This window comes from [Flexibacter] sp. ATCC 35208 (assembly GCF_001975825.1).
In the GTDB taxonomy this organism is placed as follows: Bacteria; Bacteroidota; Bacteroidia; order Chitinophagales; family Chitinophagaceae; genus Chitinophaga.
On the sequence record NZ_MTKN01000166.1, the window covers coordinates 1 to 2,074 of the forward strand.

3 protein-coding genes are annotated in these 2,074 nt (G+C 32.2%); all 3 read left to right on the top strand.

The features are described from left to right. Positions 1–39: 39 nt before the first annotated feature. Positions 40–672, top strand: a complete 633-nt coding sequence (locus BW716_RS34835) for a hypothetical protein (protein ID WP_083730646.1) — start codon at positions 40–42, stop codon at positions 670–672. A 423-nt stretch (positions 673–1,095) separates the two neighbouring features. Beyond that, positions 1,096–1,350, top strand: a complete 255-nt coding sequence (locus BW716_RS34840; RefSeq protein WP_143709228.1) for a hypothetical protein — start codon at positions 1,096–1,098, stop codon at positions 1,348–1,350. A gap of 127 nt (positions 1,351–1,477) precedes the next feature. Next, positions 1,478–1,867: a hypothetical protein gene (locus tag BW716_RS34845; protein WP_083730648.1), complete on the top strand. Its 390-nt coding sequence runs from the start codon at positions 1,478–1,480 to the stop codon at positions 1,865–1,867. Positions 1,868–2,074: the final 207 nt, after the last annotated feature.

The window sequence follows — 2,074 nt, forward strand, 5'->3', positions numbered from 1 at the left end:
AAAACTACCTAACTATTGATAAATTAAAACAAATTTATAATGTTTAATTTTTTCAAGAAAAAAGACAATGGGCAATACAACTCGTTGATGTTGCTTATTTTTGAGAAGCTACAAGATCAATATCCCCGAATTTATCGACAACTCGCTGAGGGCTTAATAATTGGATGTCGAAGAATGATTCAAAGTCCGCTTCCTAATTATACCAATTTTAATTATAATATTAAAATTTTGAATAGGTTCGAAGATAAATCAGGTAGGGGGGGAGCTATTAAAGGAATTTTTGTATTTGATCAAATAAGTAATGGATATTTGGAATTAAATGTCCACATAGATTACGGAGTTGTGATAGGATTTTGGGTCCCTGCATCTAGAAAATTTAAATTTGATTCCTCAAAGATCGACATAGGCAAGCAATATATTTATTACTTCGAAAATGATGATTTTAAAGAGCTGAAATCTATAATAGGAGCTAAGCAGGCAGAATTACTAAATGAGTCAGATGTTAATAAAGTTCTTTTGAATGGGAAAGATTATTTTGCCATAGGAGAGGTTGAAGATGGACAATATATCGTCATTGATTTAGATGGTAAAGTTTACTATGCATCCTATCAACCATTTACTCTTCGCTTAATTGAAAACCCCCTTAACGAAGTTTTAAATTCATTGAAATAGCCCTGAATTATTAGGTGCATAATATAGCGCTATTTTGGATACGAATTCATTTGGTTTAGATCGTCTACTAAAGAAATATCTGTTATAATTCTAACGAAGAATTGATTGAATTTCTACAGCTTATTTTCGACCGGCATTTTTCAGATTATTGGACTGAGGGAAGTATTCTTGTAGGTAATGTCGCATCTCGACCTCAAATTTTGGAAGCGGCAATTCATCACATGCGAAGAATCAAATATGTTGGAGAATATGTGCAAGATGTTTTAAGCAAAGCTCGGTTAGAAATTGAATCTCAAGACCATTTGCTTAAAATTGGAAAGAAATAGGGGACTGAATCAGAAATGGCTGAAATACAAAAGGTTAAGGAGACTTGGCAGGAATTTTATAATACATTAAAGGGAGCTACAAAAAGTGAATGAAATTATGGAAGTTATAGTTTCGCAGGTTTTTCAAACAAGCCTTGGTCTAATTGCAGTTTTGAACTTCCCCAATTCTGTTGTTCCGATGGTTAATATGAGACTAATAAAAAGAGATATAATTTATTTAATTAAGGGTGTACAATTTGAAAGTCCAAGACAGAATGAAGCTATGGGTGGTAGACAATTTAGTTGTTTACTTTCTGACAATGCTTGCAATCTTGCTTTTGGAGATGTATTGAATCTAGCTGAAGACGAATGATGCGCAGATCCAGAGGACTTATTATGATGGAGCTGTTGAAAAAAGTATGAAAGCAAATAATATTAAGGCGTTCAGGAATATTAAAGACTTAATTGAGTATATAACTCCTGAAAAATAAATAAAAATCATGAAGGATGCGATTATAATAACAGATTCAACGTTTGAATTATCCGACTTTAAGGCCTATGCAAAGAACTTATTTGAGTTTAAGGAGGCAAATGAATCTGAAATTGAATATTATATTCCCAATGAACAGGAAAGTTATTTTTCCATATCAAAGGATAACAATATGTTCGATCTGATGGAACCTTATGGACAAGAAATAATAGCGTCTGAATTTGATACGTTTAATATTTTTGCATGCCTATTTTACGACTTTCGTTATGTACAAAGTTTAGTGGCATCTATTCCATCCGATAGAAAGATTTTTATTGATAATGATCACGGAACATTTATGCGAAAGGATGATTTTTTGCGTCTTAATTCTTATGAGGCGTTTATTAAAGGATTTAAATGAAGGGCTTAGTTTGTATGTTTGACTATGCAAAAGATGGCCGAATTGGGCATCTTTACAGGTTGCTATTCGTGTAAAGGATGTATAACCAATATTCATAAACTACTGGGGCGTAATTGCCCCTTTGTTATTTTTGATTCAACGTTTTTCTCGAATAGCAATTATAATATATATTACTATGATAGTGAATTTTGATTACCAATGTTAGGG

Bases quoted from the DNA above. Each gene is read 5' to 3' on its own strand.
- BW716_RS34845 (WP_083730648.1), top strand. From the start codon at position 1,478: ATGAAGGATGCGATTATAATAACAGATTCAACGTTTGAATTATCCGAC.
- BW716_RS34835 (WP_083730646.1), top strand. From the start codon at position 40: ATGTTTAATTTTTTCAAGAAAAAAGACAATGGGCAATACAACTCGTTG.
- BW716_RS34840 (WP_143709228.1), top strand. From the start codon at position 1,096: ATGGAAGTTATAGTTTCGCAGGTTTTTCAAACAAGCCTTGGTCTAATT.